The 26,095-nt window shown below is 65.2% G+C and carries 22 protein-coding genes; 7 read left to right on the forward strand and 15 right to left on the reverse strand.

Translation table 11 applies throughout. From position 1 onward, the window contains the following. Positions 1 to 58 precede the first annotated feature (58 nt). Together phoU and EN857_RS00670 are read right to left on the reverse strand one after the other, a co-directional pair. A complete protein-coding gene (gene phoU, locus EN857_RS00665) occupies positions 59 to 784 on the reverse strand; it encodes a phosphate signaling complex protein PhoU (RefSeq protein WP_135857530.1) in 726 nt (241 codons plus the stop codon). Positions 785 to 897: 113 nt separating this feature from the next. After that, positions 898 to 2,163, reverse strand: coding sequence for an ATP-binding protein (locus tag EN857_RS00670; protein ID WP_135857532.1), 1,266 nt, complete (start codon positions 2,161 to 2,163; stop codon positions 898 to 900). A gap of 161 nt (positions 2,164 to 2,324) precedes the next feature. Between EN857_RS00670 and ppk2 the strand changes: the two genes are divergently transcribed. Further along, positions 2,325 to 3,248, forward strand: coding sequence for a polyphosphate kinase 2 (gene ppk2, locus EN857_RS00675; RefSeq protein WP_127311952.1), 924 nt, complete (start codon positions 2,325 to 2,327; stop codon positions 3,246 to 3,248). 36 nt (positions 3,249 to 3,284) lie between these two features. On the opposite strand, the gene EN857_RS00680 is transcribed toward ppk2, so the two are convergent. From EN857_RS00680 to EN857_RS35440, 4 genes are all read right to left on the reverse strand, one after another. Continuing rightward, positions 3,285 to 4,034 carry an enoyl-CoA hydratase-related protein gene (locus EN857_RS00680; protein ID WP_127286298.1) on the reverse strand — a complete coding sequence of 250 codons (750 nt, stop codon included), beginning with the start codon at positions 4,032 to 4,034 and terminating at the stop codon, positions 3,285 to 3,287. Between the two features lie 13 nt (positions 4,035 to 4,047). Then, entirely contained in the window at positions 4,048 to 4,686 is a 639-nt protein-coding gene (locus EN857_RS00685; protein ID WP_135857534.1) for an acyl-homoserine-lactone synthase, read from the reverse strand. Positions 4,687 to 4,783: 97 nt separating this feature from the next. Further along, positions 4,784 to 5,260, reverse strand: a complete 477-nt coding sequence (locus tag EN857_RS00690; RefSeq protein WP_245511243.1) for a LuxR C-terminal-related transcriptional regulator — start codon at positions 5,258 to 5,260, stop codon at positions 4,784 to 4,786. Beyond that, positions 5,257 to 5,514: an autoinducer binding domain-containing protein gene (locus EN857_RS35440; RefSeq protein WP_245511244.1), complete on the reverse strand. Its 258-nt coding sequence runs from the start codon at positions 5,512 to 5,514 to the stop codon at positions 5,257 to 5,259. Before EN857_RS35440 ends, EN857_RS00690 begins: the two co-directional genes overlap by 4 nt. A gap of 274 nt (positions 5,515 to 5,788) precedes the next feature. Between EN857_RS35440 and EN857_RS00695 the strand changes: the two genes are divergently transcribed. Continuing rightward, positions 5,789 to 6,622 carry a transporter substrate-binding domain-containing protein gene (locus tag EN857_RS00695; RefSeq protein ID WP_245511260.1) on the forward strand — a complete coding sequence of 278 codons (834 nt, stop codon included), beginning with the start codon at positions 5,789 to 5,791 and terminating at the stop codon, positions 6,620 to 6,622. A gap of 157 nt (positions 6,623 to 6,779) precedes the next feature. On the opposite strand, the gene EN857_RS00700 is transcribed toward EN857_RS00695, so the two are convergent. Then, positions 6,780 to 7,190 (reverse strand): tellurite resistance TerB family protein, encoded by a 411-nt coding sequence (locus EN857_RS00700; RefSeq protein ID WP_127222598.1) that lies wholly within the window; start codon positions 7,188 to 7,190, stop codon positions 6,780 to 6,782. Positions 7,191 to 7,349: 159 nt separating this feature from the next. Between EN857_RS00700 and EN857_RS00705 the strand changes: the two genes are divergently transcribed. Beyond that, complete coding sequence (locus EN857_RS00705; protein WP_135857536.1) at positions 7,350 to 8,999, forward strand: lysine--tRNA ligase; 1,650 nt, start codon at positions 7,350 to 7,352, stop codon at positions 8,997 to 8,999. Here EN857_RS00705 and EN857_RS00710 read toward each other — a convergent pair. The 8 genes from EN857_RS00710 to EN857_RS00745 form a co-directional block, all read right to left on the reverse strand. Beyond that, entirely contained in the window at positions 8,962 to 9,825 is an 864-nt protein-coding gene (locus EN857_RS00710; protein ID WP_245511245.1) for a thermonuclease family protein, read from the reverse strand. The two genes, EN857_RS00705 and EN857_RS00710, sit on opposite strands and share 38 nt — an antisense overlap. After that, entirely contained in the window at positions 9,826 to 10,467 is a 642-nt protein-coding gene (locus EN857_RS00715; RefSeq protein ID WP_127285343.1) for a helix-turn-helix transcriptional regulator, read from the reverse strand. Between the two features lie 93 nt (positions 10,468 to 10,560). Further along, positions 10,561 to 11,103, reverse strand: a complete 543-nt coding sequence (locus EN857_RS00720) for a thioesterase family protein (RefSeq protein ID WP_135857538.1) — start codon at positions 11,101 to 11,103, stop codon at positions 10,561 to 10,563. Positions 11,104 to 11,115: 12 nt separating this feature from the next. Continuing rightward, complete coding sequence (locus EN857_RS00725) at positions 11,116 to 13,335, reverse strand: 3-hydroxyacyl-CoA dehydrogenase NAD-binding domain-containing protein (protein ID WP_135857540.1); 2,220 nt, start codon at positions 13,333 to 13,335, stop codon at positions 11,116 to 11,118. Positions 13,336 to 13,349: 14 nt separating this feature from the next. After that, the gene (locus tag EN857_RS00730) at positions 13,350 to 14,558 is read right to left on the reverse strand and encodes an acetyl-CoA C-acetyltransferase (protein ID WP_127393389.1); all 1,209 of its coding nucleotides are present in this window, start codon (positions 14,556 to 14,558) and stop codon (positions 13,350 to 13,352) included. 33 nt (positions 14,559 to 14,591) lie between these two features. Further along, complete coding sequence (locus EN857_RS00735; protein WP_128275837.1) at positions 14,592 to 15,764, reverse strand: acyl-CoA dehydrogenase family protein; 1,173 nt, start codon at positions 15,762 to 15,764, stop codon at positions 14,592 to 14,594. Between the two features lie 52 nt (positions 15,765 to 15,816). Continuing rightward, positions 15,817 to 17,613 (reverse strand): acyl-CoA dehydrogenase, encoded by a 1,797-nt coding sequence (locus EN857_RS00740; RefSeq protein WP_128275836.1) that lies wholly within the window; start codon positions 17,611 to 17,613, stop codon positions 15,817 to 15,819. Positions 17,614 to 17,844: 231 nt separating this feature from the next. Further along, positions 17,845 to 18,303: a MerR family DNA-binding transcriptional regulator gene (locus EN857_RS00745; protein WP_127285335.1), complete on the reverse strand. Its 459-nt coding sequence runs from the start codon at positions 18,301 to 18,303 to the stop codon at positions 17,845 to 17,847. 498 nt (positions 18,304 to 18,801) lie between these two features. On the opposite strand from EN857_RS00745, the gene EN857_RS00750 reads away from it, so the two are divergent. The 4 genes from EN857_RS00750 (at position 18,802) to EN857_RS00765 (ending at position 26,086) form a co-directional block, all read left to right on the forward strand. Beyond that, positions 18,802 to 22,755 carry a peptidoglycan-binding protein gene (locus tag EN857_RS00750; protein WP_135857542.1) on the forward strand — a complete coding sequence of 1,318 codons (3,954 nt, stop codon included), beginning with the start codon at positions 18,802 to 18,804 and terminating at the stop codon, positions 22,753 to 22,755. 191 nt (positions 22,756 to 22,946) lie between these two features. Then, positions 22,947 to 23,870 carry a sulfite exporter TauE/SafE family protein gene (locus EN857_RS00755; RefSeq protein ID WP_135857545.1) on the forward strand — a complete coding sequence of 308 codons (924 nt, stop codon included), beginning with the start codon at positions 22,947 to 22,949 and terminating at the stop codon, positions 23,868 to 23,870. Then, on the forward strand, positions 23,870 to 24,661 hold the full coding sequence (locus tag EN857_RS00760; protein ID WP_135857547.1) for a TIGR02186 family protein: 792 nt from the start codon (positions 23,870 to 23,872) through the stop codon (positions 24,659 to 24,661). Before EN857_RS00755 ends, EN857_RS00760 begins: the two co-directional genes overlap by 1 nt. A gap of 168 nt (positions 24,662 to 24,829) precedes the next feature. Beyond that, the gene (locus tag EN857_RS00765) at positions 24,830 to 26,086 is read left to right on the forward strand and encodes an Hsp70 family protein (protein WP_135857549.1); all 1,257 of its coding nucleotides are present in this window, start codon (positions 24,830 to 24,832) and stop codon (positions 26,084 to 26,086) included. The last annotated feature ends 9 nt before the right edge of the window (positions 26,087 to 26,095 follow it).

A 26,095-nucleotide genomic window follows, 5' to 3' on the forward strand; every position in this document is an offset into this window, starting at 1 on the left:
TTCAGGAACGTTCGCGGGAGCTTAGCCTAAAATAGCGCGGTGTTCGAGAGGCGGCCGTTCACTTCACCGGCGGCGTGCCGGGAAGCACGATCTTGTCCGTCTTGTCGCCCTTCGGCCGCTCAGCCGGCATCTGGTCGCCGGTGACGATGTAGTAGATGGTCTCGGCGATGTTGGTGGCGTGGTCGCCGATGCGTTCGATGTTCTTGGCGCAGAACAAAAGATGCGTGCAGGGCGTGATGTTGCGCGGATCTTCCATCATGTAGGTCAAAAGCTCGCGAAACAGCGAGGTGTACATGGCGTCGATCTGGTCGTCGCGGTCACGCACGAAGCCGATCTTCTCCACCGAGCGCGAGGCATAGACGTCGAGCACTTCCTTGAGCTGCGTCAAGGCGAGGTCGGCGAGCGCTTCGAGGCCGCGGAACAGGCTGGTCGGCTGGCGCCCGTCGATGACGGCGGCGACGCGCTTGGCGACGTTCTTGCCGAGGTCGCCGACGCGCTCGAGGTCGGCCGAAATGCGGATCGCGCCGACGATCTCGCGCAGGTCCGTTGCCATCGGCTGGCGCTTGGCGATGATGACGATCGCCTTGTCGTCGATCTCGCGCTGCCCCTCATCGAGGACCACATCGTCCCGGATGACCTTCTGGGCGAGGCCGGGATCGGCATTGACCAAGGCGGTGATCGCCTGCTCGACCATGCGCTCGGCATGTCCACCCATCGCAGCGATCCGCTTCGACAGGTATTTCAGCTCTTCGTCATAGGCGCTGACGATGTGCACGGACTGCATGGACGAAATGCCTTCCCCATGGTCTTGCGACCGAGTCGTTTCCTCGAATCCTGCGCTGATACGCTAGCCGGATGACAGAAAAAAGAAATGGCCGGTTAGTAGATAGTACGACCTCAGGCGGACGGCAAATGGACCGAGAACGCCGCGCCCTTGCCGACTTCCGACTTGATCGACAGCCTGGCGTTGTGGCGCGTCAATATGTGCTTGACGATCGACAGGCCGAGACCGGTGCCCTTCTGGGTGCGGCTGCTCTCGACATCGACCCGGTAGAACCGCTCGGTGATGCGCGGGATGTGCTCTTCGGGAATGCCTGGGCCGTAATCCCTGATGGTGACGTCGATCCCCGGTTCGGGGCCCGTCCCGTCGCGCTCGATCGACACCGTGACGCGCCCGCCCGACTGGCCATACTTGCAGGCGTTCTCCAGGAGGTTCTCGAAGACCTGGAAAAGCTCGTCGCGGTCGCCCGGCACGTCGAGCGGGCCATCGACGAAATCGCGCTCGATGGCGACGCCGTTCTCGCGCGCGAGCGGCGCCAGCGAGTCGATGACGCTGTCGATGGTCTGGCGCAGATCGACCTCGGTTCCCGGCTTCAGATAGGGCTTCATCTCCAGCCGCGACAGCGACAGGAGATCGTCGATCAGGCGTGCCATGCGGCCGGTTTGGTTCTGCATGATCTGCAGGAACTGGTCGCGCGCGGCGGGATCACCGCGGGCGGGACCGCGCAGCGTCTCGATGAAGCCCGAGATCGAGGCAAGCGGCGTGCGCAGCTCATGGCTGGCGTTGGCGATGAAATCGGCCCGCATCCTGTCGATCCGGCGCGCCTCGCTCTGGTCCTTGAACACCAGCACATAGAGGTCGGTGGCATGACCGACAGAGGAGGCGCTGACGCGGTAGGCGCGCTCGACCGGCAGCTTTTCGGTGTAGTCGACAATTTCGGACGCGACCGTGCCCGACAGGACGCTGTCCAGCAAGGCCTGCATTTCCGGGGCGCGGAACTTCAGCGACAGCGACATGCCCGGCGCGAGGCCGCCGAAGGCGGCGAAAGCGGCGGCGTTGGCATGGACGATGGTGGCGGTGCGGTCGAAGATGATCAGGGGATCGGCGACGGCGGCGGCGAGATACTCGCCGGAAAGGCGCTGCAGCCCGGCCGCTTCCATGGCCGCGGCGTCCTCGATCGATTGACGGGCGCCGCCCGACGGCAGCAGCGCCGCCGCCAGCAGCAGGACAATCGCCGCCAGCACCACATAGGCCGAAGCGCCGGCAAGACCATGAACGGCGAGGACGGCGACGATGCCGGCGGCGAGCAGCCAGCGGTTCGCCCACAGCCGCGCGGCCGCCGGTTGAACCGTGCCTTTGTGCTCCGCGTTCAGCTCAGCCATTCGCGCGCTCGCGCCCCATGCCTTCACCCCCTGTCGCCGGTCGCGAAACTTCCGCTCGACCGGCCTGGAGTGCTACAGCGTCATTTGCGCATCCAAACGGGGGCGCGGCGCCGTTGAGGCTCCCAATAGCATGAGTCCGCAAGCTGGAAAGGTTCGTCTCGATGAAAAAAGCCAAGGAAAGCCCCGCCCCGGCACCGGCACCGGCACCGGCACCGACACAGGGCCCGCTGAAAATCAGGATTGGCGGCAAGGAGCGGGAGTTCGACATCGAGAACCCGGTGCTTCCCGACTGGATCGAGGACAACAAGCTGACCGCCGGCGGCTATCCTTACGACAAGAAGATGAAGAGCGAGGAGTATGACGAGACGCTCGAGCAGTTGCAGATCGAGCTGGTCAAGGCGCAGGCCTGGCTGCAGGCGAGCGGCAAGCGGGTGATGGCGCTGTTCGAGGGCCGCGACGCGGCCGGCAAGGGCGGCACGATCTTCGTGCTGCGCCAGTACATGAACCCGCGCACCGCGCGCAATGTGGCGCTGACCAAGCCGACGCCGACCGAGATCGGACAGTGGTATTACCAGCGCTATGTCGCCCACTTCCCGACGTCGGGCGAATTCGTGACCTTCGACCGCTCCTGGTACAATCGCGGCGGCGTCGAGCCGGTGATGGGCTTCTGCACGCCCGAGCAGCACGCGAAATTCCTCGACGAGACACCGCATTTCGAGCGGATGATCTGCAACGAAGGCATCCATTTTTTCAAATTCTGGCTGAACATCGGCCGGGAAACCCAGCTCGAACGCTTCCACGACCGCCGCTGGAGCCCGCTGAAGAACTGGAAGTTCTCGCCGATCGACGTCGCCGGCATCAACAAATGGGACGACTACACGAAGGCGCGCGACCTCATGGTCGAACGCACGCACAAGGAGTTCGCGCCCTGGATCGTCGTGCGGGCCAACGACAAGCGACGGGCGCGGCTGGCTGTGATCAGGCGCATCCTGTCGTCGCTGCCCTATGACGGGCGCGACCTCGAAATCGTCGGCAAGGAAGACAAGAAGATCATCGGCGAAGGGCCATCATTCCTGGAGAAGTAGGCCCCGTTTCGCCGACGATACAGGGGCTGGCGGGCCCTATGCCGCCAGCCTGGCAATGCGCTGCAGCCGCTTCAGGGTCGTATCGTCCTGCAGCGCCTGCTGGAACAGCGATATCTCCTGGTCGATGCGGTCGCAGAGCGCGCCGGTGTCGCCCTTGAGCAGGCCGCGCGTCTGCAGGAGTGCCGCGACCGGCTTCTTGGCAAGCTGCCTCGCCCTGAGAAGGGCCGCTTCCTCGGCGCTGCCGTCGGCCACGATCTCGCCGACCAGGCCGAGCGCCTTGGCATCCTCGGCATGCAGCGTGTCGCCCAGGCAGAAGAAGCGGAAGGCGCCGGCATAGCCGAGCTTCTGCGGCGCCAGGATGCTGGTTGCCGCGTCAGGCACCAGGCCGAAATCGACGAACGGCACCCGGAACGTGCTTGCGCGCGAGGCGATCACCATGTCGCAGTGGAACAGGATGGTGCAGCCGACACCGACGGCATCGCCGTCAACACAGGCAAGGACGGGTTTTGGAAAGGTCGCCAGCGTGCGGAACATGTCGGTGACGGCGGCGATCAGCTCTCGATGCTTGGTGGCGTCGAGGAACTCGGAAAAGTCGCCGCCAAGGCAGAAACAGCCTGCCAGGCCGCGCAGCACGACGACACGCACATCATCGTTCACGGCGGCTTCGTGGAAGGTCCTGGCCAGGCTGGCATAGGCGCGTCTGTCCAGCACCGGCCGGCCGTCGTGCGAGGAGACAGTGACGACCAGCGTGTGGCCGCGTAATTCTGGTTGCGGGTGGATACTCATAACAAAACTCCAATTACGATGCCTGCCGCAGGCCGAGCCTGTCGGGATATCCTCTGGCCAGCACAGGGGCGAAATGGTTGCGGCGCGCGCGGACCACGTCCAACGTGTGTTCGGTGAAGGTGAGCAGCGTGGCGACGACCTGCTGGTTGCCGTAGGTGCGCTGGTAACCGAGGGGTGTCGCCAGGAAGTGCAGCTGCAGCGCGCGCAGCACCCACATCGGCTCGAACTCGATGATGACCTGGTTGATGTTGCGCTTGAGGCCCCATTCGACGAAGCCGGCGATCAGCTCCGTGCCGACCGTCGACACGCCGCGCTTGCCGTCCCGGAAGCCTGGCGCCACCGCGTAGCGGGTCAGTTCCCAGACACCCGGTCCCGAGGGCGGCGTGCCTTCATAGAGGTCCTGCAGCACGTCGGTCAGCAGATGTGCCCGTGTCGTCGGCAGCATCCGCTGATAGCCGGCAAGCTCGCCATTGCGGATGACGAGTTGATGCACCGCTTCGTCGTGGTCGAACTGGTCGATCTCGAGGCCGTCGGGACGCTTGAGGTCGGTCCAGCCCATCTCCTCGACGAAGATCCTGTAGCGCAACCGATGGACGGCTTCCCAAAGGTCGGGACGCTCCATCAATTCCTGGGTTGTTAGGGAAAAAAGCATTAGCCGTCTCCTGGTTTGAATAGGAAGATACGGCCGGGCTTTCCCGAAAAAATTACGCGATCGCGTAGGCAAGAATTTCTAGGCCAGCTCGGCCGACCTAGCTAATATAGCCGCGCCTAATCGCTTCGGCGACGGCTTGCACCCTGTTGACGGCACCGAGTTTGCTTTTGGCGTTAAGAAGGTGTTTCTCGGAAGTGTGTTCCGAAATGCCTAGAATTTGAGATATTTCCCATTCGGACTTGCCGACGGCAGCCCATTGCAGGCATTCGCGCTCGCGCGGCGTCAATTCGATGTGATCGATGGTCTTGGCGGCCATCGTATGGAGCTGCATGGCGCGGCCGATCGCATAGGTCGACGCCAGCGACACCATCCCGAACTCCGCTTCCGACAGCTCGACCGCCTCGCCGCCGAGCGACACCATGACGATCTGGCCGTCGAGCGTGATCAGCGGGAATGCCAGGCCGTCGCGCAGCTTGAACTCCCTGGCGTCGCCCATCACCTCGCCGCTGCTCTTGTCGATGCGGATGCTTTCCGAGGCCTCACGCCACTGGAACGGCGCCTGAAGCTGCTTCATGTGGCTGACGACGGGATCGTGGTGACGTAGTTGCGCGCCACATAGCGCTCCAGCCATTCGCCCGGCCAGTCGCAGAGCAGCACGTGGTCCTTCTGCTGGCCGCGCGGCGTGCCCGGATGCGGCACGGTTCCGGCCATCAGCGCCGTCAGGCCGAAATTCGACGTGACGCCAAGCAGCCTTTCGCAGACCGCGGCCGCCGTGTTGGCGTGCTGCAGCTGATCGATGTATTCCAGTGTGCGATCAAAATGACCCATCGCAACATCTACCCCATGTTGCCTTCCGCATCAGAGATCGATGGTAGATGCCTGACCCGCGCTTCGCCATCAACCCCGGATTGCAAAGCTGCACCGCTTTAGCGACCGGGTGATTGACCCCCTTTCAGCCGGCGCCGCGGAGCGTATTTGCAAACTACCTAAACCATACGCTTAAATTCGCAGGTTGAAATCAAAAACCATTGTGCCGGCGCTATTTTCGTACGAAAAGCCCAAGGACATGACTGGGCGGAGCCTTCTTGTGACATTGCGACGGATGGTCATCGCCCTGTCGATGCTGGCGGCGGCGCAGTTTTTTGCCGGCGTTACATTTGCCGCCGAGCCGCAGGTGCCGGTGCTGTGGGACGCCAAGGAGCGGTTGCCGAAGCCCGACCTCTCGGCGTTGCCGCGCCTCAGGTTCCTTACCACCACCGACTTTCCGCCGTTCAACTTCCTCGACAGCGCGGGCAAGCTGTCCGGTTTCCATGTCGACCTGGCGCGCGCGATCTGCGCCGAGCTCGGCATCGCCGAGAAGTGCCAAATCCAGGCGCTGCCCTGGGGCGAGCTCGACGAGGCGCTGCAGAAGGGCGAAGGCGAGGCGATCATCGCCGGCATCGCCGCGACGCCGGAGACGCGGACGAAATACGCCTTCTCGCGCTCCTATCTGCAGTTCCCGGCGCGCTTCATCATGCCGAAGGCGAAAGCCTTCGCGGAGCCGATCCTCGACAAGTTGCGCAGCAAGCGGGTCGGCGTCATCGCCGGCTCGGCGCATGAGAAAATGCTGCGCGAGTATTTCGGCACCGTTCAGGTCGTGCCCTTCGACGCGCCGGAAGCGCTCTATGGCGACCTCAAGTCCGGCAAGATCGACGCCGCCTTCGGCGACGGCATGCGCTTTGCCTTCTGGCTGGGCGGCACCGATGCGGCCGGCTGCTGCCGCTTCGCCGGCGGACCCTATCTGGCCCCGGAATATCTGGGCTCGGGCATGGCGATCGCCACCCGTGCCGGTGATCCGGCGCTGGCGGCGGCCATGGACTACGCGCTGCAGGAGATCTCGGTGAAGGGCACCTTCGCCGAATTCTACCTCCGCTATTTCCCGGTCAGCTTCTTCTGAGGACCGCAGCACGGCCAGGGCTTGTTGAGGTTGAGCTCAGGCCGCGCCGAAAGTGGTGGCTTCCGAGAACCGGAGCGGAGCGTACTTGAGTACCTGAGCACCGGAAGCGCTGGAGACCGCCATTCGCAGGCCGGCCTCACCTGAATATCGACCAAACCTAAGTCAGCGTGCGCAGACGCGCCTTCGCCGCGCGGGCGATCGCGGCGACGGTCAGCGTGTCGAGATCGAGCTTGAGACGGATCAACTGCAGCACCCGCACTTCTTCCATGCGCATTTCGAGATCGACGGCGGCGACCTCGAAAGCGGCGGCATAAGCGGTGTCGCGCAGCCGTTCGGGCAGCGCCCCTTCGACAAGTTCGAGCACGCCTTCCAGTCCGTCCTCGGCGTTCAACGCCTTCTGGCAGGCCTGAGCGACGGCAACCAGCCTGTCCTGGTTGAAATCCACGAACACCGGCCATGAGCGGACGACGTCGCCGATGCGCGCAAGCTCGACATCGGTCATGTCGCGGTCGGAAGCCGAAGTGATGACCATCAGGTAGATCAGGGCTTCGTGTGGCGTCAAAGGCATTCAAAACTCCTTGATAATGCGCCCCGAAGGTAGGGTCGCCAGGTGGACGCCGCAAGGAAAACCGCCGCAAATCGTTGACGCTCCGGCCTGTCGCGCCTAGAGGACCGGGTGAAAATCTTACCTCCGCCGGCAAGCCGGCCGATAGCTGGAACTTTTGACATGACGGGATCAAACACCATCGATCTCAATCCCGAGATGCTTGCGGCCGCCGCCGAGAGCAAGGCCTGGCCGTTCGAGGAAGCCAAGAAGATCATCGCGCGCTACAAGAACGCCGCGTTTCCGGACACCGTCCTGTTCGAGACCGGTTACGGCCCGTCGGGCCTGCCGCATATCGGCACGTTCGGCGAGGTGGCACGCACCTCCATGGTGCGTCACGCCTTCCGCGTGCTGACGGAAGACAAGGTCAAGACCAAGCTGCTCTGCTTCTCCGACGACATGGACGGCATGCGCAGGATCCCCGACAACGTGCCGGACCGCGCGGCGTTGGAGCCGTATCTGCACATGCCGCTGTCGTCGGTTCCGAATCCGTTCGGCGGCGACTATGCGAGCTTTGCCGACCACAACAACGCGATGCTGTGCCGCTTCCTCGACACGTTCGGCTTCGACTACGAGTTCGCCAGCGCGACGCAGTACTACAAGGCGGGCCGCTTTGACGAGGTGCTGCTGCGCGCCGCCGAGCGCTACGACGAGATCATGGCCGTCATGCTGCCGACGCTCGGCGAAGAGCGCCAGGCGACCTACAGCCCGTTCCTGCCGATCTCGCCGAAGAGCGGCCGCGTGCTCTACGTGCCGATGAAGCATGTCGACGCCAAGGCCGGCACCATCACCTTCGACGATGACGGCACCGAGACCACGCTCTCGATCAAGGGCGGCAAGGTGAAGCTTCAGTGGAAGCCGGATTTCGGCATGCGCTGGGCGGCGCTCGGCGTCGATTTCGAGATGTTCGGCAAGGACCATCAGACCAACGCGGTGATCTACGACCGCATCTGCAACATCCTTGGCGGACGCGCGCCGGAGCATTTCGTCTACGAGCTGTTCCTCGACGAGAACGGCCAGAAGATCTCGAAGTCGAAGGGCAACGGGCTGACCATCGACGAGTGGCTGACCTATGCGCCGACCGAGAGCCTCGGGCTCTACATGTACCAGCGGCCACGGCAGGCCAAGAAGCTCTATTTCGACGTCATTCCGAGGGCCGTGGACGAGTACTACACCTTCCTCGGCGCCTATCCGCGGCAGGACTGGAAGGAACGGCTCGGCAATCCGGTCTGGCACATGCATGACGGCAACCCGCCGGCCATCGACCTGCCGGTGCCGTTCGCGCTGCTGCTCAATCTGGTCAGCGCCTCCAATGCGCATGACAAGGCGGTGCTGTGGGGCTTCATTTCGCGCCACGCACCTGGCGTGACGCCGGCGACGCATCCCGAGCTCGACCGGCTGACAGGCTACGCGATCCGCTATTTCGACGATTTCGTGAAGCCGACCAAGGTTTTCCGCGCCGCCGACGACGTGGAGCGCGACGCGCTGGCGAAGCTTTCGGACGCGCTCGGCGCGCTGCCGCAGGGCGCCGACGGCGAAGCGATCCAGAACGCGGCGCTCAACGTGGCGCGGCGGATCGAGCGTTATCAGGACCATTCCAAGCAGAGCCCAGAAGGCGGGCCCGGCGTTTCGGTCGCCTTCTTCCAGATGATCTACCAGGTGCTGATCGGACAGGAGCGCGGTCCGCGCTTCGGCTCCTTCGCCGCCCTCTACGGCATCGCCGAGACGCGGGCGCTCATTGAGCGGGCGCTGGCTGGTCAGCTAGCGGCGTAAGGATCCCATCCTCTTCCTGCAGGATCGAACTCGGCGCGGAGGGCGCCGGGGGCAGGGCGGCAGGGAGTGAGGGCACGCCCGAAAGATCCGGAGCCGCGCCGAAGATGCCTTTCCTGGCGGTGCGCGCTTTCTCGCCCGCCTCGACATATGGCCCGCCTGCGGCGGCACGCGCCCAGCCGTTTTGCACCAGCCATTGGCCGACATCCTGATTGCCGACGCGGCATTCGGCGGAAATGGTGTCGCGGCCGCCCTCGGGCGGCACCGTGCAGACCACCGTGCGGCCGCGCAGGAAAGCGCGGAACGCCGTCCTGGCGCGGATGCCGCAGGCCCAGGATTTGCCCTCGTCGCCACAGGTCTCGTCCTGGCTGACGACCTCGACGCCCGAGACGGCGACGGCGTAGCCTTTCGCCTCGATCAGGCCGGCGGCGGCGGCAACGGGCTGGAACAGCTTGGTCCCGTTCCAGTCGTCCGGCATCTTCAACTTGGGCGGCTTAAGCGGGCCGGCGAGCGCGAGATCGCTGAGCGGCGCGCGGGGCTCGACCCGCTCGAGCTCTTCGGCGGAAAGCTGCGGCGGCGCCACGACATCGGGATCGATCGCCCTGGAATGGGCGGGAGTCCTCACCGGCTGCGGTGCCGGAATGGCTGCCGTGGCCGGTGCTTCGGGCTGCATGTCGGCGCCCTGCCCGGCGATCGCGCCGGCGGCCGGATCGATGCGGTCAATCGTGACGACGCTTTCGTTGCCCTGCAGCGTGCGGCCTCCGGCGGCGACGAGCGCCGCCATCGCCGGCACCGCCAGAACCGCCACGGCAAGGTGAGGCAGCCGCACCTACTGGCTGGCCCAGACGATGCGCGCCACCCATTCGACGTCGCGCATCGGAATATCGCGGTCGGGATGATCGGGATTGAGGGAGACCAGCAGGATCGACTTCGCGGTCTGGCGGTCGAGCACCTTGGCCATCACCTCGCCCGCGGCGGTCTTCACGACGACGCGGTCGCCCTTGCGAGTGGCCGCTCCCGGCTCGACGATCAGCACGTCGCCGTTGCGGTAGAGCGGCAGCATGGAATCGCCCTGCACTTTCAGCGCATAGGAGGTCGCGGTCGCTCGCGCCGGCAATTCCACCAGATCCCAGCCCTGCCCCGCCGGATAGCCGGCATCGTCGAAGAAGCCGCCGGCGCCGGCCTGGGCAAAGCCGAGCAGCGGCACCGAAGACCTGCGTGGCTGCGAAGCGGTCCCACCGAGGCCTTCGACCAGCCCGGTGAACTCCTCCAGCGAGGCGCCGGTGGCCTCGATGATCTTGGCCAGCGATTCGGTCGAGGGCCAGCGTGGCCGCCCGTCCGAGGACAGGCGCTTCGACTTGTTGAAGGCGGTGGAGTCGAGACCGGCGCGCCTTGCCAGACCTGACGCCGACAGCGAATAACGCTCGGCGAGTGCGTCGATGGCAGCCCAGACACGGTCGTGCGAGAGCAATCGAGCTCTCCTTCAAAACAGGAAAAAATGCCTCTTCCTGTCTACCGCGCAACCGCCCCAATGTCCACCGAGGAAGCGCGGGATCGCCAACGATCAGGCCTTTTTGGCAAGTTCCCGCAAATTCCGGTGCGACGCCATGAATGCCTGCTCGGCCTCGGTCGGTGGGCGCGGCTGAGCAGAACGGCCAAGCGCGGCGACAACCTCGGCGATGTCGAGAAAGCGGCGATTGCGGCGGTCGTAGACGCCGCCGGTGGTCATGATCAGCGCGGCCGTATCGCCGCTGTCGAGGACGAAGCGGTGCCTGCCGATCACCGAGGTTCCCTCCCAGGTCTCGATCGAGGATATGACCTCGAAGCGCCGCCACAGCCGGATCTCGCGCACATAGGCCACCTGCAGCCCGCCGATCATCGGCGCCCAGCCGTTTTTGCGCGCCAGCGCGATCAGGCCGGCGCGCAGGAAGATGTCGATGCGGCCGAGGTCGGCGAGCATCATGTAGCGGGCATTGTTGAGATGCAGGTTGAAATCGATGTCGGTCGGCAGGCAGCGGAAGGCAAGCCGGCTGTCGCCGCCGATAAGGTAAGGGCCACGGCTTCGCGCCGTGGCCATCATGCGCGCCATGCGCGCCCAGACATACATCCGCGTCGGCCGTCAGGCTGCCTGCTTGACCTCGCCCTTCTGATAAGGGTCGAAGCGCTGGTAGAAGGTCTCGCCCTTTTCGGCCATGTCGAGGAGCAGCTTGGGCGCCTTGAACTCGGCGCCGTACTTCTTCTGCAGGCCCTTGGCGATCTTGACGAACTGCTGCGCACCGATGCCGTCGATGTAGGACAGTGCGCCGCCGGTGAAGGGGGCGAAGCCGAAGGCGAGGATGGAGCCGACATCGGCCTCGCGCGGATCGGTGACGATACCCTCTTCCATCACCCGCGCCGCTTCCAGTGCGATGGTGACCAGCAGGCGCTGCTTCAGCTCCTCATAGTCGATCTTCTCCGGCTTGAGCTGCGGGTAGAGATCCTTGAGGCCCGGCCACAGCTTCTTCTTCGCCGGCTTGGCCGGATAGTCGTAGAAGCCCTTGCCGTTCTTGCGGCCGAAGCGGCCATGCGTGTCGACCATGGTGTTGATAAGCGCCATCTGCTTCGGATCGACCGCCTTCTCGCCGATATCCCTGATCGTCTGCTTCATGATCTTCTGGGCAAGGTCGATTGCCGTCTCGTCGGTCAGCGCCAGCGGACCGACCGGCATGCCGGCCGCCTTGGCGGCGTTCTCGATCATCGGTGCCGGGACACCCTCGATCAGCATCTTGTAGGCTTCCGACATGTAGCGCAGGACGCAGCGGTTGACGTAGAAGCCGCGCGTGTCGTTGACGACGATCGGCGTCTTCTTGATGGCCCGCACGAAATCGATGGCGGTCGCCAGCGCCTTGTCGCCGGTCTTCTTGCCGAGGATGATCTCGACCAACATCATCTTGTCGACCGGCGAGAAGAAGTGGATGCCGACAAAATTCTTCGGTCGCGCCGAATTCTTCGCCAGCGAGGTGATCGGGATGGTCGAGGTGTTGGAGGCGAAGATCGCCGACGACTTCAGCACCGCTTCCGCCTTTTCGGTGGCGCCCTTCTTGACGGCGGAATCCTCGAACACGGCCTCGACCACCAGATCGCAGCCGGCGAGGTCGGCATAGTCGGCCGTCGGCGTGATCAGCGACAGCAACTTGTCCTTCTCTTCGGGCTTGCCGCGGCCCTTCTTGACCTGATCAGAAATCAGGCTGTCGGAATGCGCCTTGCCCTTTTCTGCCGACTCCATGTCGCGGTCGAGCAGCACGACGGGAATGCCGGCCTTGGCCGTGACATAGGCGATGCCGGCGCCCATGAAGCCGGCGCCGAGGATGCCGATCTTCTTGAACTTGGTGTCCGGCACGCCGGTCGGGCGACGCGCGCCCTTGTTCAGTTCCTGCAGCGACACGAACAGCGAGCGGATCATCGCCGCCGCTTCCCTGGTCTGCATGATCTCGGTGAAATAGCGCTGCTCGATCCTGAGCGCGGTGTCGAACGGCACCAGCAGGCCCTCATAGACGCATTTCAGGATCGCCGCGGCGGCCGGATAGTTGCCGAAGGTCTCGCGGCGCAGGATGGCGATGGCCGGCGGCCAGAGATTGGCGCCCGCCGCCGAATAGACCGGGCCGCCGGGCAGCTTGAAGCCCTTCTCGTCCCAGGGCGCCACCGGCTTCAGGCCGTTCTTGATCATCGCCTTGGCGGTCTCGACCAGCTTCGAAGGCTCGGCGATCTCGTGGACCAGGCCCATTGCCTTGGCCTTCTGCGGCGTGAGAGTCTGGCCGGTGGTCAGCATCTGCAGCGCCTGCTGCGGATCGGTCAGCCGCGGCACGCGCTGGGTGCCGCCGGCACCCGGGAAGATGCCGATCTTCACTTCCGGAAGCGCCATCTTCACCTTGTCGGAATCGGCAGCGACGCGGCCGTGGCAGGCGAGCGACATCTCGAAGGCGCCGCCCATGCAGGTGCCGTTGATCGCCGACACCCACGGCTTGCCGGAAGTCTCGATCTTGCGGAACAGGCCGGTCATGACGCCGGCATTGTCGAACAGGGCTTTGGTCGCCTTGCCCAAATCTTTCGCCTTGTCGGCGGCGAAGGCGCCCAGCATCTTCTGCAGCAAGGTGATGTCGGCACCGCCGGAGAATGTATCCTTGCCGGAGGTGATGACCGCGCCCTTGATGGCCGCGTCGCCGGCGACATGGTCGACGATGGCGTTAAGCTCCCGCATCACCTCTTCGGTGAAGACGTTCATCGATCGATCCGGCATGTTCCAGGTGACCAGCGCAATGCCGTCGGCGTCGATGTCGAGGGTGAAATTGGTGTAGCTCATCTTCTCTCTCCCCGTCAGACGCGTTCGATGATGGTGGCGGTGCCCATGCCGGCGCCGATGCAGAGCGTGACCAAGGCGGTGTTCAGGTCACGCCGCTCGAGCTCGTCGAGCACGGTGCCGAAGATCATGGCGCCGGTGGCACCGAGCGGATGGCCCATGGCGATCGCGCCGCCGTTGACATTGATCTTGTCGTGCGGGATCTCGAAGGCCTGCATGTAGCGCAGCACCACCGAGGCGAAGGCCTCGTTGAGCTCGAACAGGTCGATGTCCGACAGCTTCATCTTGGCGCGCTGCAAGAGCTTTTCGGTGACGTCGACCGGGCCGGTCAGCATCAGCACCGGCTCGGAGCCGATGTTGGCGAAGGCGCGGATGCGGGCGCGCGGCTTGATGCCCATCGCCTTGCCGGCCTTCTTGGAGCCGAGCAGGACGGCAGCGGCGCCATCGACGATGCCGGACGAGTTGCCGGCATGGTGGACGTGGTTGACCTCCTCGACTTCCGGGTGCTTTTGCACGGCAACCGCATCGAAGCCGCCCATTTCGCCAGGCATGACGAAGGACGGGTTGAGCGAGGCCAGCGATTGCATGTCGGTCGCCGGTCGCATGTGCTCGTCATGGTCGAGGATGGTCAGCCCATTCTGGTCCTTGATCGGGATCACCGAATTCTGGAAGCGGCCCTCGGACCAGGACTTGGCGGCGCGCTTCTGGCTCTCGACGGCATAGGCATCGACATCGTCGCGGCTGAAGCCATACTTGGTGGCGATCAGGTCGGCCGAAATGCCCTGGGGCACGAACCAGCCGGGCAGGCCGACGGACGGATCCATGAACCAGGCGCCGCCTGACATGCCCATGCCGACGCGCGACATCGATTCGACGCCGCCGGCGATGACGATGTCGTCGGCACCCTGCGCGATCTTGGCGGCGCCGAAATTGATGGCGTCGAGACCGGAAGCGCAAAAGCGCGAGATCTGCATGCCGGGCGCCTTGGTGTCGTAGCCGGCCTCGAAGGCGGCGGCGCGCGGAATTACCGAGCCCGCCTCGCCGACCGGGTCGACGCAGCCGAAGATGATGTCGTCCACAGTGCCGGTGTCGAGGCCGTTGCGGTCGCGCAGCGCCTCGAGCGTTTTGGCGGCGAGCCGCACCGCCGGCACCTCGTGCAGCGAGCCATCCTTCTTGCCCCTGCCGCGCGGCGTGCGCACGGCGTCATAGACGTAAGCTTCGGCCATTTTCCTGCTCCTTGGGTTTGCCGCTCGGCGCGCTCAGAGCGAGCGCCCGATCAGCAATTTCATGATCTCGTTGGTGCCGCCGTAGATGCGCTGGACGCGCGCGTCGCGGTACATGCGGGCGATCGGGTATTCATTCATGTAGCCATAGCCGCCGTGCAATTGAAGGCACTCGTCGACCACCTTGCCCTGCAGGTCGCTAAGCCAGTATTTGGCCATCGAGGCGGTGACCGGATCGAGGCCGCCATCGATGTGGCGGGCGACGCAGTCATTGTAGAAGACGCGGCCGATCGTGGCCTCGGTCTTCAGCTCGGCCAGCTTGAACTGGGTGTTCTGGAAATCGATGACCGCCTTGCCGAAGGCCTTGCGCTCCTTGACGTAGTCGATGGTCAAGGCGAGCGCGCGTTCGATCATGGCGATCGCGCCGGTACCGATCTGCAGCCGCTCCTGCGGCAATTGCTGCATCAGCTGGACAAAACCCTTGCCTTCCTCGTGGCCGAGCAGGTTCGAGGTCGGCACGCGCACGTCGTTGAAAAACAGTTCGGAGGTATCGTTGGCCTTCAGGCCGATCTTATCGAGGTTGCGGCCGCGCTGAAAACCTTCGACCTGGTCGGTCTCGACGACGATGAGCGAGGTGCCCTTGGCGCCCTTTTCCGGATCGGTCTTGGTGACGACGATGATCAGGTTGGCGAGCTGGCCGTTGGTGATGAAGGTCTTGGAGCCGCTGATCTTGTAGTGGTTGCCGTCCTTCTCGGCGCGCGTCTTGACGCCCTGCAGGTCGGAGCCGGCGCCGGGCTCGGTCATGGCGATGGCGCCGATCAGTTCGCCGGTCGCGAGCTTGGGCAGCCATTTCTTCTTCTGCTCCTCGGAGCCGTAATGGAGGATGTAGGGGGCGACGATCGAATTGTGCAGGCCGATGCCGAAACCGTCGACGCCGACATGGCCGATCGCCTCGATGATGGCGCTCTCATGCGCGAAGGTACCGCCGGAGCCGCCATACTCCTCCGGCATCGAGGCGCAGAGCAGGCCGGCCGCGCCTGCCTTCAGCCAGCTCTCGCGGTCGACCATCTCGTTCTTCTCGAACTCGTCGTAGCGCGGCGCGATCTCTTCCGACATGAAGCGCGACGCCATGTCGTAGAGCATGCCGACCTCGTCCGCCGCCCAGGCGGGTTTTGGCAAGCCAAGAATTTCGGCTGGATTTGTCGCCACGATTTCCTCCGCGTTCCGACAGTTGTGGGCCGGCCTTGCCGGCCCGCCGAACCTAGAACGCTTCCGCCGGCAGCGCCATTAGCGTGTCCGCGCCACTGGAAATGCGGGCAAGCCGCGTCGCCGTCTCCGGCATGATCCGCTCCATGAAGAAGCGCGCGGTCACCAGCTTGTTGTCGTAGAAGGACGCGGCGCCATTGGCGCGTTCCGCCAGCTTGACGCCCGCGGCCCTGGCCATCTGCGCCCACATATAGCCCAGCGCCACCAGGCCGAAGAGATGCATATAGTCGGTCGAGGCGGCGCCCGCATTGTCAGGCTTGGCCATGGCGTTCTGCACCAGCCACATGGTCGCCGCCTGCAGGTCGTTGAGACCCTTCTTCAGCGCCTTGGTGAAGGGCGCCAGCTTCTCGTCGGCGCGGTTCTCCTCGCAGAACTCGGCGACCTCCTTGAAGAAGGCCTGCACCGCGCGGCCGCCATTCTGCGCCAGCTTGCGGCCGACGAGGTCGAGCGCCTGGATGCCGTTGGCGCCCTCGTAGATCATGGCGATGCGGGCATCGCGCACGAACTGGCTCATGCCATGCTCTTCGATGTAGCCATGGCCGCCGAAGACCTGCTGCGCCATCACGGCGTGGTCGAAGCCCTTGTCGGTGAGCACGCCCTTGACCACCGGCGTCAGCAGGCCGGTGTAGTCGTCAGCCGCCTGGCGGTCCTTGTCGTCGCCGGCGCGGTGCGCGACGTCCGACTTGATCGCCGTCCACAGCGCCAGCGCGCGGCCGGCCTCGTTGAAAGCCTTCATGGTCATCAGCGAGCGGCGGATGTCGGGATGGACGATGATCGGGTCGGCCTTCTTGTCCGGCGCCTTGGCTCCGGACAGCGAACGGCCCTGCAGCCGGTCCTTGGCGTAGGAGACGGCGTTCTGGTAGGCGATCTCCGACAGGGAAAGCCCCTGCAGGCCGACGCCGAGCCGGGCCTCGTTCATCATCGTGAACATGGCCTTCAGCCCGCCATTGGCCTCGCCGAGCAGCGTGCCTTCGGCCTCGTCATAGTTCATGACACAGGTCGAATTGCCGTGGATGCCCATCTTTTCCTCGATCGAGCCGCAGGAGACGGTATTCCTCTGACCGGGATTGCCCGAGGCATCGAGCTTCAGCTTCGGCACGATGAACAGCGAAATGCCCTTCACGCCTTCCGGCGCCCCTTCGATGCGGGCCAGCACCAGGTGGACGATATTGTCCGACATGTCGTGCTCGCCGGCGGAGATGAAGATCTTCTGGCCGGAGATCCTGTAGGTGCCGTCGGCGTTCGGCACCGCCTTGGAGCGCAGCAGGCCGAGATCGGTGCCGCAATGCGGCTCGGTGAGATTCATGGTGCCGGTCCAGGCGCCCTCGACCAGCTTCGGCAGCCAGGTCGCCCTCTGCTCGTCGGTGCCGTGGGTGATGATGGCGGCGATGGCCCCTTGCGTCAGGCCCGGATACATCATCAGCGCCATGTTGGCAGAGACCATATATTCGGAGACCGCCGTGTGGACCGTGTAGGGCAGGCCCTGGCCGCCGAACTCGGCCGGCGCGGCGAGCCCCATCCAGCCACCCTCGCGATACTGGTCAAAAGCCTCCCTGAAGCCCTTGGGCGTCGTCACCGAGCCGTCGCCATGGCGCACGCAGCCTTCCATGTCGCCGACACGGTTCAGCGGATGCATGACGTTCTCGGCAAGCTTGGCGCCTTCGGCAAGGATCGCCTCGAGTACATCGGGCGTCGCGTCGGAGAAGCCGGGAAGGTTGGAATAGCGCTGATAGCCCAGCACGTCGTTGAGCACGAACAGCGTGTCCTGGATCGGCGCCCTGTAGATCGTCATGCCTTCCTCCACCCTTGCGGTCTGGCCCTGCCAGCAAGTTCTCGATCAAAGCGCAGATCGGAGGCTGAGCCAATGTCGACGCCCCGATAGCAAATATTGACGTTTGCGTAAACGTCAATCTTGTCGCAGCCGGAAAATTTTCGATGCGTGGCCGCAAAAGATAAAGAGCCGCGCAACCCAGGTCGCGCGGCTCTCATTCGTCATCTGCTTGGCCGGAAAGCGGCGAAGCGATTAACCGGCGGCGCTCGCCTGCGGCGCGCGATCCATCAGCATCTGGCGCACCGCCGTCATCGACGTGCTCAATTCGTTGATGGCGTCGTCGATCAGCGCCCGCTGCTTCTGCAAGCGGGCGAGCTGCTTCTCGGACTTGTCGAGCGCCAGCCGCAACTGCTTGGTGTTGGAGCCGGTCGGATCGTAGAGATCCATCATCTGCTTGACGTCGCGCAACGAGAACCCGACCTTGCGGCCGAGCAGGATCAGCTTCAGCCGTGCCCTGTCGCGGCGCGTGTAGAGACGGGTCGAACCGTCGCGCTTCGGGTTGAGCAGGCCCTTGTCCTCGTAGAAACGCAGCGTGCGCAACGTCACGCCGTATTTCTTGGCCATCTCGCCGATGCGGACAAGATCCTCGCCGGTTTCAGTCGATATGTCATTGGTGTTGGCCGCGGCTTCGCCGGCCGAAACAAGTTTCATGGTCACTGGCTTTCCCCGTCTGGTGGCGCCGCGGTCCCGGACCTTGCGTCGCCTGAGTGGAAGCGGGGGCGTGCTTCCAGTCGTGGTTTCAACAAAAAAATCGCAAAAGGCGGGATCTGCGCACCTCTTACGTTTACGTCAATTCTATACCGATTGCCGGCTCATGACGCAAGGGCGTTCTAGGCTAAGAACGTTATGCCGCACCCATTGGCGGGCGATCCTGAAATCCGGTACGGTTTTTGAGGAGGCGCTCCGGGAACGGAAAGGCATATGCAAGTTCTTAAGCTTGGTTAACGCGTTGTTTACCACGTTGGGTGAAATGTGCGCATGTCGGTCACCCGTGGTTATCCTGTAGCGAATTTTTCACGGTTTTCGAAGCGCGGGCGAAAGCCCGGGAGGCTTGGCCTCCGCCGCAGCAGAACCGCGCGGTCGCCTTCGTCCCGGCGGGACTTTGGGGAATCCGGCCAGCAGCCGGCCATTCTGAACACGGGCGCATCGATGAACAGCAAGCGGTCCTATCTCGATACTCTCAATGCCGGCAGGCAGCGCAGGCCGCACACCACGCTCGAGCAGCTGAACCGCTCGCTGGAAACGCTGGAGCAGCGGCTGGAGCGGACGCGCGAAGACACGGCCGAGCGCCTCGACCCTCGCCGCCAGCCAGAACCGCACTACGCCAGCGCCCAGCCCTTTGGCCAACAGCCGCGCTGGTATGACGACCCGCAGCCGGCACCGCGGCCAAAAGCGCCGGCGCCGGCGGCGCCCGCCTTCGAACAGAACTACCAGGCGATCGCCCGCGACATCGACCGCGTGCGCGGCCAGGAGGACAGCGTCGCCGTGGTCGGCAAGATCGCCGGCGAGCTACGCGGCCTGCGCGAGGAATTGCGTCACCAGATGACCGCCGGGCTGAAGCGCGAATTCGACGCGCTGCGCCAGGACATCGAGCGCGCCTTCCAGGCAAATGGCCAGGCAGGCAAGGGCAGCGCCGAGCTCGGCCTCGAATTCGAGCGGCTGTCCGGCGCCATCCAGACGCTGGCCGAGAAGAGCGACGACCGGAGCGTCAACCTGCTCAGGCTCGAGCTGGAGCAGGTCAAGGGCGCGCTGGACACGCTGGCGCGCGAGGAAAGCGTGCGCGCGGTCGACCGCCGCTGGGACGATTTCGACCGCCGCTGGAGCGCCTTCGAGGATCGCGTCGACGCCGACCAGCGCCAGCGCTCGGACAATCCGGGCCTGTCGGCGCTGACCGACCGGCTCGAGCAGATCAGCACTGCCGTCAACAACCTGCCGGAATCGCTGTCGCTGCGCTCGCTGGAAGAAAAGGTGCGCACGCTTGCCGGCGCCGTCGACCAGTTCGCCAGCCAGCAGGGCAATCGCGCCAGCGACACGTTCGGCATGATCGACGAGCGGCTGGACGAGATCTCGCGCGCCATCGTCGCCTCGACCGTCGCCGCGCAGGCCAATGCCTTCGACCCCGAACCCTTCGAGCGCATCGAGAAGCGGATCGCCTCGCTGGCGCAGCAGATCGAGGAAGTCACCCAAGCTCAGCCGGGCCGGGAGGTGATGGATCGGCTCAATCTCCTGTCGAGCCGCGTCGATGAGCTGGCCGCCCGCGCCAACCTGCCCGAGCAGGCGATGGACCGGCTCGGCAAGCAGATCGCGATGATCGCCGACAAGATCGACCACGCGCCGGCCATGCCCGACGCCGACTATATCTTCCAGGGACTGGAGCAACGCTTCGACGCGCTTTCGGGGATGATGGAACGCCGGCAGGGCGACGCGATCGAGCAGGGCAACATGCTGTTTCGCGATCTCGAACGGCGGCTGGACGAAGTTGCCGACAGGCTCGACCAGCGCATGCCGCAGGCCGACAGCGCCGGCATCATGGACGCCATCGATGCCCGCTTCACCGCGCTCGCCAAGCGCCTGGAGACGCGCACGCCAGACCCCGCCAGCGAATTGGCGATCCGGGGCCTGGAAAGCCGGCTCGAAGACATCTCCAGCCGGCTGGAAACATCCGCCGCGCAGGTCGCCGGTATCGACCCGGCGCTGATCCGCAGCCTGGAGGCGCAAGTTTCCGGGCTTTCGGCGCATCTCACCAAGCCGGGCACGCCGCTGCCGGAATTCGAGGACATCAGCCCGCGCCTCAACGAGATCGAGAAGTCGCTGGCCGGAACGCGCGATTCGATCCTCAGCGCGGCCCGCGAGGCGGCCGAGAGTGCTGTGCGTTCGATGGCCGACACCAGCGCCAACACGGCGGCGGTCAGTGGCCTCGCGCAGGACCTGAAGACGCTCGAAGCTTTGACGCGCCGTTCCGACGAACGCAATTCGCGCACTTTCGAGGCCATCCACGACACGCTGCTCAAGATCGTCGACCGGCTGGGCTCGCTGGAGACCAGCGAGCCGGTGGAAGCCGTCAGCGAGCTCATCGATCCGCAGCCGATGGGCAAGCGCGCAGGACGCGGTTCCAAGATCGCGGTGCAGGATGCGCCGTCGATGGATATCGACCAGCCGCTGCCACTGGCCGGAGATATCGCGGATCTCGACACCCGCGCCGCCGCGATCCTGCGCAACGAACCGGTTGCGCGCGAAGAGCCGGCGACACGTTCGCCGGCTGAAGCGGCCGCCGCCGCCGCCATGGCGGCGCTCGGTTCGGACACGATCGCCGAGAAGGGCGAGAAGGCCGGCAAGAAGTCGATGTTCGGCGGACTGGCGCGCGCCTTCAGGGGCAAGAAGCAGGCGGAGACGCCGCCGCTTGCCGGTTCGGCGCCCGACGTCGACGCCCCGAGCGTCGACCTCGACGAACCGCTCGATCCGAAATTCGCCAACCGCCCGCTGGAACCCGGTTCCGGCGCACCCGATCTCACCGCCATCATGAAGCGCGTGCGCGATGAGCGGGGTCCGCCGGTCAAGCGCAACGAGAGCGATGCGGCAAAGTCGGACTTCATTGCCGCGGCAAGGCGCGCAGCGCAAGCCGCCGCCGCCGAGGCCGACGCGCTGAAGCGCCAGTCGACGATGGGCGGCCCGGTCAAGGCGCTCAGGATCGGCGACCTGCTCAAGGCGCGGCGCAAGCCGATCCTGATGGCAGCGGCCGCGATCATGCTGGCGCTTGCCGGGCTGCAGCTTGGCAAGGCCTTCTTCTCCGATCCCGCGCCGGTCGCCAGCAACGACGCCGCGCCGATCGTTGCCGCACAGCCGGTGGAGACCGCTTCGCTCAATGCCGCGGCCGAACCGAAGACCAACGCCGCGCCGAAGATGGAGACCGCCGCCGAGGACGCGCCGGCGCGCGCCGTGCGGCAAGCGGAACCGGTGAAGGATGCGGCGCCGGCGCAGACCGCCGCCGCGTTGCCGATGGACGCAAATACGGTGATGGATGCCGCGCCCGCCGCCGCTGAACCGGCGCCGGCGCCGATGGTTTCGGCTGCGCCTGCCGCGACCACGGCACCAGCACCGGATGTCACCGCCTCGGCGCCTGCGATGCCGGCTACGGATGCCGACGCCGACACCGCGCCGATGACCACGGCGCCGGCCGCCACGCCGACGACCCCCGACACCACGGGCGCTGTTCCGCCCGCCAGCAGCGCGCCCCAGGCGGCCGCGAAGATCGACATTCCGGCCGACGCCGGTCCGCCGGCCCTGCGCGACGCTGCCGCCGGCGGCGATGCCAAGGCGCTGTTCGAGGTTGGCTCGCGCTATGCCGAATCGCGCGGCGTCAAGGAGGACATGAAGGCCGCGGCCAAGTGGTACGAGAAGTCCGCCGAGCTCGGCTTCGCGCCGGCCGAATACCGCATCGGCAATTTCTACGAGAAGGGGATCGGCGTCACCCGCGACATCAAGAAGGCCAAGACCTTCTACCAGCTTGCCGCCGAACAGGGCAACGCCAGCGCCATGCACAATCTCGCCGTGCTGTTCGCCATGGCGGCAGATGGCGTGACCGACAATGAATCGGCGGCGCACTGGTTCCAGGCGGCGGCCGACCTCGGCGTCAAGGACAGCCAGTTCAACCTCGGCATCCTGGCGGCCAAGGGCGTCGGCATGAAGCAGAACCTGGAGGAATCCTACAAATGGTTCGCGCTCGTCGCCAGGACCGGCGACAAGGATGCTGCGTCCAAGCGCGACGAGATCGCCAATGCGCTGCGTCCGGAGCAGTTGGAGCGGGCGCGCGCCGCCACGGAATTGTGGAAGCCGAAGCCGATCGACCAGGCGGCCAACTCGGCCGACATCCCCGAATCCTGGCAGGACGGCACGCCGCAGACGACCGCCAGCATAGACATGAAGAAGGCGGTCAAGAATATCCAGCTGATCCTCAACAAGAACGGCTATGAGGCCGGCGGCGCCGACGGCGTGATGGGCGACAAGACCAAGACCGCGATCATGGCCTTCCAGACCGACAACAAGTTGAAACCGACCGGCGAGGTCGACGAACAACTGGTCAAGGCGCTGCTGGCGCGCAAATAACGGCAGATGCGTCGCTTCCGCGATGCCTTGCCACACATTTGCCTGTTAACTGATTGAGATGCTTTTTTGTTTCGACGCGGCGGCGGGGTTTGCTCCCGCCGCCGCGTCGGCGCAAGAAAAAATTGGCTTTTCGGTGCGAGACTGCACGCTGCGGCTGCATCGCCGACAGGCAAACTGATCGAGACTGACGGGTGGGCATCTATCTCCCGATCGCGGAAATTTCCGTCAACGTCTTCGTGCTGCTGGCCATGGGGGCGGCGGTGGGTTTCCTGTCGGGCATGTTCGGGGTGGGCGGTGGCTTCCTCATCACGCCGCTGCTGATCTTCTACAACATCCCGCCGGCGATCGCCGTCGCCACCGGCGCCAACCAGGTCATCGCCTCCTCCTTCTCCGGCGCGCTGTCGCACATGAAGCGCGGCACGCTCGACTTCAAGCTCGGCGGTGTGCTGCTCGCGGGCGGCATCGTCGGCTCGACCGGGGGCGTCTATGTCTTTGCCGTGCTGCGCCGGCTCGGCCAGCTCGATCTCTTCATCTCGCTGCTCTACGTCGCGCTGCTCGGCACCGTCGGCGGGCTGATGCTGGTCGAGAGCGTCAATGCGCTGCGCGCCACCCGCAGCGGCGCCGCGCCCGTGCTGAAGAAATCCGGCCAGCACAACTGGATTCACCGGCTGCCGCTGAAGATGCGCTTCCGCGCCTCGAAGCTGTTCGTCAGCGTCATCCCGGTGCTCGGGCTCGGCGCCGGCATCGGCTTCCTGTCGTCGATCATGGGCGTCGGCGGCGGCTTCATCATGGTGCCGGCGCTGATCTATCTCTTGAAAGTGCCGACCAACGTCGTCATCGGCACCTCGCTGTTCCAGATCATCTTCACCTCGGCCTACACCACCCTGGTGCACGCCACCACCAACCAGACGGTCGACGTGATGCTCGCCTTCCTGCTGATGGCGGGCGGTGTCGCCGGCGCGCAATATGGCGCCAAGGCCGGCCAGAAGCTGCGCGGCGAGCAGCTCAGGGCATTGCTGGCAATGCTGGTTCTCGCCGTTGCCATCCGCCTGGCGATCGATCTCTTCGTCACCCCGCCCAATCTCTATTCGCTCTCCGCAGCAGGCCTGAACTGATGGCGGGGTGGAAGGGGTTCACGGCCGTTGCCTTGCTTCTGCTCGTCGCGGCCGCGTCGCCGACGGCGGCGCAGACCCCGCCGGTCGAAGGCATCCAGATCGGCCTGTCGACCGACGCCGTCTCGATCACCGCCGGGTTTTCCGGCGCCGACCTCACCATCTTCGGGTCGCTGGAAAACCCCGATCCGCTGGTTGCGCGCCAGGGGCGCTACGACGTCATCGTCGTGCTCGAGGGCCCGCCGCGACCGGTGGTGGTGCGGCGCAAGGACCGGGTGCTCGGCGTCTGGATCAATCTGGAGTCGGAGACGTTCGAGAACGTGCCGGTGTCCTATTCGGTGGCCACGACGCGGCCGCTGCAGGACATAACCGAACCGAATAGCTACAAGCAGCTGTCGCTCGGCTCGGCCAACCTCTACATGAAGCCCGCCGACGAGACCGACAGCCCGGCGACGATCGAGGAGTTCACCGCCGCGCTGCGCGATCGCAAGAAGGCGACCGGGCTCTACAGCGAAAATGTCGGCGGCGTGCAGTTCCTGTCGCAGAACCTGTTCCGCGCCACGGTCAGGCTGGCGCCCGACGTTCCGGTCGGCACCCACAAGGCGCGCGCCTTCCTGTTCAAGAGCGGCATGTTCATCAAGGAAAGCTCGGCCCAGCTCGAAATCCGCAAATCCGGTTTCGAGCAGTCGATTTTCCGCGTCGCGCATGATTATTCCTTCCTCTACGGCGTGTTCGCCGTGTCGCTCGCCATGCTCACCGGCTGGCTCGGGCGGCTCGTCTTCCGCAAGGATTGAGCTCGCCGAGGGAAAGAGGCTTTCCCTTTTTTCGATGATGCGATAAACCGCCGCCTCCCAAGGCAAACACGCACATTCAATTCGGCAGAACGGTCCGGCCATCCGGACGTCCGCGCCTTTGCCGGCGCCGGCGATCCGCTGCGGCGAAACCAATGACAGGAGGCTGCTATGCAATCAGCATTCGGCGGCATCGATTTCGGCACGTCCAATTCCACCGTGGGCGTGATCCGGAACGGGCAGGCGCGACTGGTGGCGCTGGAAGGTGAACAGCCTACATTGCCAAGCGCCGTCTTCTTCAACTTCGAGGACGGCCATACCTATTTCGGCCGCCGCGCCATCAGCGACTACACCGACAGCATCGAGGGACGGCTGATGCGCTCCCTGAAGAGCGTGCTCGGCAGTTCGCTCGCTCACGAGAAGACCCGCATCAAGGCACGCCTGATCGGCTTCACCGACATCATCGGTTTCTTCATCGCCCATCTGAAGCAGCGGCTGGAAGAGGATGCAGGCTCTTCGGTCGAGACGATCGTGCTCGGCCGCCCCGTGCAGTTCTTCGACGATGACGCCGAGGCCGATGCGAGAGCGCAGGGCGAGCTTGAAAAGGCGGCGCGGGCGCAAGGGTTCAGGCACATCGCCTTCCAGTTCGAGCCGATCGCGGCGGCGCTCGACTACGAACAGAAGGTTGCCCGAGAGGAACTGGCGCTGATCGTCGACATGGGCGGCGGCACGTCCGACTTCTCGGTGGTCCGGGTCTCGCCCGAACGCGCGCGCTCGACCGATCGCAAGGGCGACATCCTGGCCAACCGCGGCATCCATATCGGCGGTACCGATTTCGACCGGCTGCTCAGCATCGCCCATGTCATGCCCGAGCTCGGCTATCTGACGCCGACCAAGGACGGCAAGCGCAACCTGCCGGCGAGCTATTTCATCGATCTGGCGACCTGGCAGCGCATCAATCTCGTCTATACCGCGAAGGCGATGACAGACCTGAGGCAGATCCGCTTCGAGGCCGAGCGCGCCGATCTCGTCGGCCGATTCATCCATATCGTCGAGCACCGCTACGGACACGCGATCGCAGGCCTGGTCGAAAGGGCCAAGATCGCGCTGACGGATCAGTCCTCAGCCGAGGTGAGGGTCTCGCTGCCCGGCGCACGCTTCGCGCCCGAGATCACGCGCGGCGGACTGGAGGCGACGATCGGGGACGACATCGAGCGGGTGACCGCGACGGTCCGGCAGACGATCGCCGACGCCGGTGTCGACGCCTCCGCCATAACCGCCGTGTTCCTGACCGGCGGCTCGACCGCGATCCCGCTCGCCAAACGCCAGATCCTTTCGCTGGTGCCGCAGGCCTCCGTCATCGAGGGCGACATGTTCGGCTCGGTCGGGCTCGGGCTGGCGCTGGATGCGCAGCGGAAATTCGCCTGAGACGCTTCT

Source organism: Mesorhizobium sp. M4B.F.Ca.ET.214.01.1.1, assembly GCF_004791545.1.
GTDB classification, from domain to species: domain Bacteria; phylum Pseudomonadota; class Alphaproteobacteria; order Rhizobiales; family Rhizobiaceae; genus Mesorhizobium; species Mesorhizobium abyssinicae.